The 7101-nt window shown below is 44.1% G+C and carries 12 protein-coding genes; all 12 read left to right on the forward strand.

What is annotated here, in order from left to right; genetic code table 11:
* Nucleotides 1-240 (forward strand): YqeG family HAD IIIA-type phosphatase (locus GMD1S_RS06105; RefSeq protein WP_000396194.1); only part of this gene is annotated, 240 nt, incomplete at its 5' end.
* Nucleotides 241-242: 2 nt separating this feature from the next.
* Entirely contained in the window at nucleotides 243-1349 is a 1107-nt protein-coding gene (gene yqeH, locus GMD1S_RS06110) for a ribosome biogenesis GTPase YqeH (protein WP_000391169.1), read from the forward strand.
* Nucleotides 1350-1562: 213 nt separating this feature from the next.
* On the forward strand, nucleotides 1563-1874 hold the full coding sequence (gene yhbY, locus GMD1S_RS06115; protein WP_000060171.1) for a ribosome assembly RNA-binding protein YhbY: 312 nt from the start codon (nucleotides 1563-1565) through the stop codon (nucleotides 1872-1874).
* 50 nt (nucleotides 1875-1924) lie between these two features.
* On the forward strand, nucleotides 1925-2554 hold the full coding sequence (locus GMD1S_RS06120) for a nicotinate-nucleotide adenylyltransferase (protein ID WP_000963715.1): 630 nt from the start codon (nucleotides 1925-1927) through the stop codon (nucleotides 2552-2554).
* Nucleotides 2554-3147: a bis(5'-nucleosyl)-tetraphosphatase (symmetrical) YqeK gene (yqeK, locus tag GMD1S_RS06125; RefSeq protein WP_000331237.1), complete on the forward strand. Its 594-nt coding sequence runs from the start codon at nucleotides 2554-2556 to the stop codon at nucleotides 3145-3147. Before GMD1S_RS06120 ends, yqeK begins: the two co-directional genes overlap by 1 nt.
* Nucleotides 3148-3501, forward strand: coding sequence for a ribosome silencing factor (gene rsfS / locus GMD1S_RS06130; RefSeq protein ID WP_001003013.1), 354 nt, complete (start codon nucleotides 3148-3150; stop codon nucleotides 3499-3501). It begins immediately after the preceding gene.
* Nucleotides 3502-3504: 3 nt separating this feature from the next.
* The gene (locus tag GMD1S_RS12255; protein WP_001089505.1) at nucleotides 3505-3687 is read left to right on the forward strand and encodes a hypothetical protein; all 183 of its coding nucleotides are present in this window, start codon (nucleotides 3505-3507) and stop codon (nucleotides 3685-3687) included.
* Between the two features lie 134 nt (nucleotides 3688-3821).
* A complete protein-coding gene (locus GMD1S_RS06140; protein ID WP_008279438.1) occupies nucleotides 3822-4562 on the forward strand; it encodes a class I SAM-dependent DNA methyltransferase in 741 nt (246 codons plus the stop codon).
* Between the two features lie 9 nt (nucleotides 4563-4571).
* Nucleotides 4572-5669: a nucleotidyltransferase gene (locus GMD1S_RS06145; RefSeq protein ID WP_000156373.1), complete on the forward strand. Its 1098-nt coding sequence runs from the start codon at nucleotides 4572-4574 to the stop codon at nucleotides 5667-5669.
* A 132-nt stretch (nucleotides 5670-5801) separates the two neighbouring features.
* Nucleotides 5802-6056, forward strand: a complete 255-nt coding sequence (locus tag GMD1S_RS06150) for a type II toxin-antitoxin system Phd/YefM family antitoxin (protein WP_000388572.1) — start codon at nucleotides 5802-5804, stop codon at nucleotides 6054-6056.
* A 3-nt stretch (nucleotides 6057-6059) separates the two neighbouring features.
* A complete protein-coding gene (locus tag GMD1S_RS06155; protein WP_000924722.1) occupies nucleotides 6060-6314 on the forward strand; it encodes a Txe/YoeB family addiction module toxin in 255 nt (84 codons plus the stop codon).
* Between the two features lie 203 nt (nucleotides 6315-6517).
* A partial coding sequence (locus tag GMD1S_RS06160; RefSeq protein WP_000404966.1) for an Rnase Y domain-containing protein occupies nucleotides 6518-7101 on the forward strand: 584 nt, incomplete at its 3' end.

Consider the following 7101-nt stretch of genomic DNA (forward strand, 5'->3'; position numbering starts at 1 on the left):
TTTGGGATTGACCGTGCCATGAAGGAATTCCACTATGAGAAAAATGAAGTGGTCATGGTCGGCGACCAACTTATGACGGATATACGAGCAGCTCACCGTGCAGGTATTCGCTCGATCTTGGTCAAGCCCTTGGTCCAACATGACTCTATCAAAACGCAGATTAACCGAGTTCGCGAGCGCCGTGTCATGCGAAAAATCACTGAAAAGTACGGACCGATTACATATAAAAAAGGAATCTAACTATGGAAGAAATTCTCTGTATTGGTTGTGGAGCAGCCATTCAGACGACAGACAAGGCTGGACTTGGCTTTACCCCCCAGTCGGCACTTGAAAAAGGTTTGGAGACTGGCGAAGTCTATTGCCAACGTTGTTTCCGTCTCCGTCACTACAATGAAATCACGGATGTCCAGTTGACAGACGATGATTTTCTCAAACTCTTGCACGAGGTGGGAGACAGTGATGCCTTGGTGGTCAATGTCATTGATATCTTTGACTTTAATGGCTCTGTCATCCCAGGCTTACCACGTTTTGTATCGGGCAATGATGTCCTCTTGGTGGGAAATAAAAAAGATATCCTGCCCAAGTCAGTTAAGCCAAGCAAGATTAGTCAGTGGCTCATGGAACGTGCCCACGAAGAAGGGCTTCGTCCAGTAGATGTTGTCCTGACTTCAGCCCAAAACAAGCATGCCATCAAAGAAGTCATTGATAAGATTGAGCATTATCGTAAGGGCCGCGATGTCTACGTAGTTGGGGTAACCAACGTTGGAAAGTCAACCCTCATCAATTCCATTATTCAAGAAATAACGGGTGATCAGAATGTCATTACGACTTCACGCTTTCCAGGGACAACCTTGGACAAGATTGAGATCCCGCTTGACGACGGGTCTTATATCTACGATACACCGGGGATTATCCACCGCCACCAGATGGCCCACTACTTGACGGCTAAAAACCTCAAGTATGTCAGCCCTAAAAAGGAAATCAAGCCAAAAACCTATCAGCTTAACCCTGAACAAACCCTGTTTCTAGGTGGTCTCGGACGCTTTGACTTCATATCAGGAGAAAAGCAAGGATTCACAGCCTTCTTTGACAATGAACTCAAACTCCACCGTACCAAGCTAGAAGGCGCTAGTGCCTTTTATGACAAGCATCTGGGAACTCTTCTCACACCACCAAATAGCAAAGAAAAAGAAGATTTTCCAAAACTAGTCCAACATGTATTTACCATCAAGGACAAGACAGACCTAGTCATCTCAGGACTCGGCTGGATCCGCGTAACAGGCACCGCCAAAGTCGCCGTCTGGGCACCAGAAGGCGTCGCCGTCGTCACACGCAAAGCAATCATTTAAACACAGAAAGGAAAGAGTTGTCTGGATTAGGGCGAGCTCTGCGAGCCCATAACGAATACTTTTCGCCGTGGTGTCAGTTGGTACAAGGAGTTGTACCAACTGCGGAAAATTTGAGACCTTAGGCTCAAATTTTAGTCATGAAAGTCCGAAGGACTTTGCTGACGTCCGTCACCACTTCAGAAAAGTATTAAAAGAAACTCTTTTTAAGAAATTATGTCATTAACATCAAAACAACGTGCCTTCCTCAACAGCCAGGCACACACCCTCAAACCCATCATCCAAATCGGGAAAAATGGTCTCAACGACCAAATCAAAACCAGCGTCCGTCAAGCTCTTGACGCTCGCGAATTGATTAAAGTTACGCTCTTGCAAAACACAGATGAAAACATCCACGAAGTAGCTGAAATCTTGGAAGAAGAAATCGGTGTGGATACGGTCCAAAAAATCGGACGCATCTTGATTTTGTATAAACAATCTAGCAAGAAAGAAAATCGCAAGATTTCCAAGAAAGTCAAAGAAATCTAAAACCTACTCCAAACAACTGTTTATACAGAGAATTAAAGGAAGACGAGCCTATGGCAATCGAATTATTGACTCCCTTTACCAAGGTAGAGTTGGAGCCAGAAATCAAGGAGAAAAAACGCAAACAAGTCGGGATTTTAGGCGGAAATTTTAACCCTGTTCACAATGCCCATCTTGTTGTGGCGGACCAAGTACGACAACAGTTGGGACTAGATCAGGTCCTGCTTATGCCCGAATACCAACCACCTCATGTAGATAAAAAGGAAACCATTCCCGAGCACCATCGGCTCAAGATGCTTGAGTTGGCGATTGAGGGGATTGAAGGTCTGGACATTGAAACCATTGAGTTAGAGCGTAAGGGCATTTCCTACACCTACGACACCATGAAGATTTTGACAGAGCAACATCCAGATACGGATTATTACTTCATTATCGGGGCTGATATGGTGGACTATCTGCCTAAGTGGTACCGAATTGATGAGCTGGTCGACATGGTTCAGTTTGTAGGGGTTCAGCGTCCACGCTACAAGGCAGGGACTTCCTATCCAGTTATCTGGGTGGATGTGCCTCTCATGGACATCTCGTCCAGCATGGTGCGTGACTTCATTGCCCAAGGTCGGAAACCTAACTTTCTCCTACCTCAGCCAGTGCTAGACTACATCGAGAAGGAGGGGCTTTACTGATGGCATACCAAGACTATATCAACTGCTCCCGCGAGGCTTTGTTGAAAAAAATGGCAGAGCTTCTGCCTGAAAAACGCTTAACCCATTGTCTGGGTGTAGAGCGTGCAGCCATAGAACTTGCGAAACGATTTGGAGTCGATGCCGAGAAAGCTGGTCTAGCAGGCCTTCTTCATGATTATGCTAAAAAGCTGTCAGATCAGGAATTTCTAGACTTGATTGACCATTATCAGCTAGACCCTGACCTCAAAAACTGGGGCAATAATGTCTGGCATGGCATGGTTGGTATCTACAAGATTCAGGAAGATTTGGATTTGCATGATTCAGAAATCCTGCGAGCTATTGAAATCCATACAGTCGGTGCTGGTCAGATGACAGACCTAGACAAGGTTGTCTACGTTGCAGATTATATCGAGCATAACCGCGCCTTTCCAGGTGTGGATGTGGCGCGTGAAATTGCTGAGCTATCGCTCAATAAGGCAGTGGCCTACGAAACAGCTCGTACCGTGGAGCATCTAGCTCATCAGGGATTACCCATCTATCCCCAAACCCTTGAAACCTATAACGCCTTTGTGCACTATTTGAAAGAGGACTAAATGAACGAAAAAGAATTACTAGAACTAGTCGTGAAAGCGGCTGATGAGAAACGTGCGGAGGATATCCTCGCACTTGATGTACAAGATTTGACCAGCGTGACGGACTACTTTGTCATCACGAGCTCAATGAATAGCCGCCAGTTGGATGCTATCGCTGACAATATCCGTGAAAAAGTAGCCGAAGCTGGTGTTAAAGGCAGCCATGTCGAAGGCGATGCAGCTGGAGGCTGGGTTTTGCTAGACCTCGGTGGTGTCGTTGTGCATATCTTCTCAGAAGAAATGCGTGCCCATTATAACTTAGAAAAACTATGGCATGAGGCGAGCTCAATAGACATTTCAGAAGCCTTAGCATAGGATATGAACTCAGTTGCAGTCAACTGGGTTTCTTTGCTTATTTTAAAAGAAATTGATGGAAAGGTGAGGGCGACGTGTTTGGTTGATCTTGAAACTGAACACGAGCTAAAAGCTGCGAGAAAAAGAGTAACTTCCTTTGTATCTGATGATACAGCAGAAAGTTTCCTATTTTCTCTTAGTCTTTAACGCTCTTTGTATCTTAGAAAGGATTTGAACCCGTCCTGTAATCGTCGGAAAATAGATAGCCTTCCTTGGAGCTCGGCTCCATCGTCAAGCTCCTAATTTTCATTCCGATTACGGGCGGACTTGGTATCATGATTATGGCAACTTATGAAACCTTTGCGGCTGTTTATGATGCGGTCATGGATGACAGTTTATACGATAAATGGACGGATTTTTCCCTCCGTCATTTGCCAAAGACCAAGGAGAGAAAGAAACTCTTGGAATTGGCTTGTGGAACAGGTATCCAGTCTGTCCGCTTTTCTCAAGCTGGTTTTGATGTGACAGGACTTGACTTGAGCGCTGATATGCTGAAGATTGCGGAGAAAAGAGCTACTTCAGCCAAGCAAAAGATTGATTTTATCGAAGGTAATATGCTGGATTTATCCAAGGCTGGTAAGTACGACTTTGTTACGTGTTACTCGGACTCTATCTGCTACATGCAGGATGAGGTGGAGGTAGGGGACGTATTTAAAGAAGTGTATAATGCCCTCAATGAAGACGGAGTATTCATCTTTGATGTGCATTCGACCTACCAGACAGATGAGGTTTTTCCAGGCTATTCCTACCATGAAAATGCGGAAGATTTTGCCATGCTTTGGGATACCTATGAGGACGAAGCTCCTCACTCCATCGTGCATGAGTTGACTTTCTTTATCAAGGAGGCTGACGGTTCCTTTAGTCGTCACGATGAAGTGCATGAGGAGCGGACCTATGAAGTTTTGACCTATGATATTTTGCTGGAGCAGGCTGGTTTCAAGTCTTTCAAACTCTATGCGGACTTTGAGGACAAGGAGCCAACAGAAACCAGCACCCGTTGGTTTTTTGTCGCGCAGAAGTAGGAGAACATCATGACCATCACAGGTATTATCGCAGAGTTCAATCCTTTTCATAATGGGCACAAATACTTGCTTGAGCAGGCGGAGGGACTGAAAATCGTTGCCATGTCTGGGAATTTCATGCAGCGTGGAGAACCTGCTATCGTAGACAAGTGGACACGGGCTCAGATGGCGCTGGAAAATGGAGCAGATCTGGTAGTGGAATTGCCCTTTTTAGTCAGTGTTCAGGCGGCAGATTTCTTTGGCCAAGGAGCTGTGGATATCTTGGCTCGCTTGGGCATTGATACCCTCGCTTTCGGGACGGAGGAAGTTCTGGATTATCAGAAAATTGCTGACCTATACACGGAGCAAGGCACTGAGATGGAGAAATTTGTGGAAAATCTGCCTGATTCCCTTTCCTATCCTCAGAAAACCCAAGCCATGTGGAAGGAATTTGCAGGTCTTGATTTTTCAGGCAATACACCCAATCATGTTCTAGCTTTGGCCTATGCCAAGGGGGTTGCGGGACGTAGAATCAAACTCCATCCGATTCAGCGTCAGGGGGCTGGTTATCATTCTGTGGACAAGGAAGTGGACTTTGCCTCAGCAACAGCCCTCCGTCAGCATCAATCAGACCAAGATTTCTTAGAACGCTTTATGCCTTCTCTTGACCTCTTTGAGTTGGCGTGTAGGGTGAGTTGGGATGACTATTTTACCTTGCTCCGCTATCAAATCTTGTCAAATCCAGACCTAACCACCATCTATCAGGTCAATCAAGAAATGGCTGTGCGTATCAAGGAAGCTATCAAAACAGCCCAGTCTGTTGACGAATTGGTCGAGGCGGTTGCGACAAAGCGTTATACCAAGGCGCGTGTACGACGACTCTTGACCTATATCTTGGTGCAGGCCAGAGAAAGCGACTTGCCAGAAGGCATCCATGTCCTTGGCTTTACTGAAAAAGGCAGACAACACCTCAAGTCTCTGAAAGGCCAGGTCCATCTAGTCAGTCGAATTGGCAAAGAACCTTGGGATGCTATGACTCAAAAGGCAGACCAGATTTACCAACTAGGACACCCAAGTATAGCAGAACAGAATTTTGGCAGGGTTCCGATTAGAATAGAAACAAACTAAGTCTACTGAAAGGTAGGCTTTTTTAGAATATTTTCGAATAAATAGATAGAAAAGAAAAATCTTGTACAAGTTCCTGACAATTTCTTTCTTTTTGTGTATAATAGTGGAAAAGAGGTAAAACGAGGTATGGTTATGGAAGCAGTTCTTTATTCAACATTCCGAAATCATTTAAAGGACTACATGAAGAAGGTAAATGATGAATTTGAGCCTTTGACGGTGGTCAATAAAAATCCAGATGAGGATATTGTAGTCCTTTCAAAGAGCGAGTGGGATAGTATTCAGGAAACCCTGAGAATCGCTCAAAATAAGGAACTTTCTGACAAGGTCTTGCGAGGAATGGCTCAAGTTCGTGCTGGAAGCACTCAGGTGCATGTGATTGAGGAGTGAGGAATGCTGCTCAAATTTACAGAAGATGCCTGGGCGGATTATTGCTATTGGCAAAACCAAGATAAGAAAACATTAAAAAGGATCAATAAATTAATCAAGGATATTCAACGCGATCCTTTTGTAGGAATGGGGAAACCAGAACCACTCAAGTATGACTATCAAGGAGCTTGGTCGCGGCGCATTGATGCAGAAAATCGCTTGATTTATATAATAGATGGAGATAGCGTGGCTTTCTTGTCCTTCAAAGATCATTACTAAGTCTACTGAAAGGTAGGCTTTTTTGCTTCGTTTTTCGTGGAAATTTAAATTTTTAAAGATTCTTAATTTTACTTGAAAATCTAAGGGATTTCTTCAAAAATTCACACAAAACTCTTCAATTTGGGTTTGTGAAAATCGGTTTTTTGTGATAGAATATTAAGGAATGTATGTCATTCGATAAACAAATTTAATGAGGTAAAAACATGGAAATCATGACACTTGCGATTGTTGTTTTTGCCGTCATCATTGGTTTAGTCATTGGATATGTCAGCATCTCAGCTAAGATGAAATCATCTCAAGAGGCTGCAGAGTTGATGCTTCTAAATGCTGAACAAGAAGCAACTAATTTACGAGGACAAGCTGAGCGCGAAGCGGATTTATTGCTAAATGAAGCCAAGAGCGAAAGCAAGTCTCTTAAAAAAGAAGCACTATTGGAGGCCAAAGAGGAAGCCAGAAAATACCGTGAAGAAGTGGACGCTGAATTTAAGTCAGAACGTCAGGAACTCAAGCAAATCGAAAGTCGTTTGACGGAGAGAGCTACGAGCCTTGACCGCAAAGACGACAATTTGACGAACAAAGAAAAAACACTTGAACAAAAAGAACAAAGTATTTCTGATAGAGCAAAAAACCTTGATGCACGTGAAGAGCAATTAGAGGAAGTCGAAAGACAAAAAGAAGCTGAACTTGAACGTATCGGTTCCCTTTCCCAAACTGAGGCTCGAGATATTATCTTGGCTCAGACAGAGGAAAACTTAACCAAGGAAATTGCTAGCCGCATTCGTGAGGC

This window comes from Streptococcus sp. GMD1S (assembly GCF_000296875.1).
In the GTDB taxonomy this organism is placed as follows: domain Bacteria; phylum Bacillota; class Bacilli; order Lactobacillales; family Streptococcaceae; genus Streptococcus.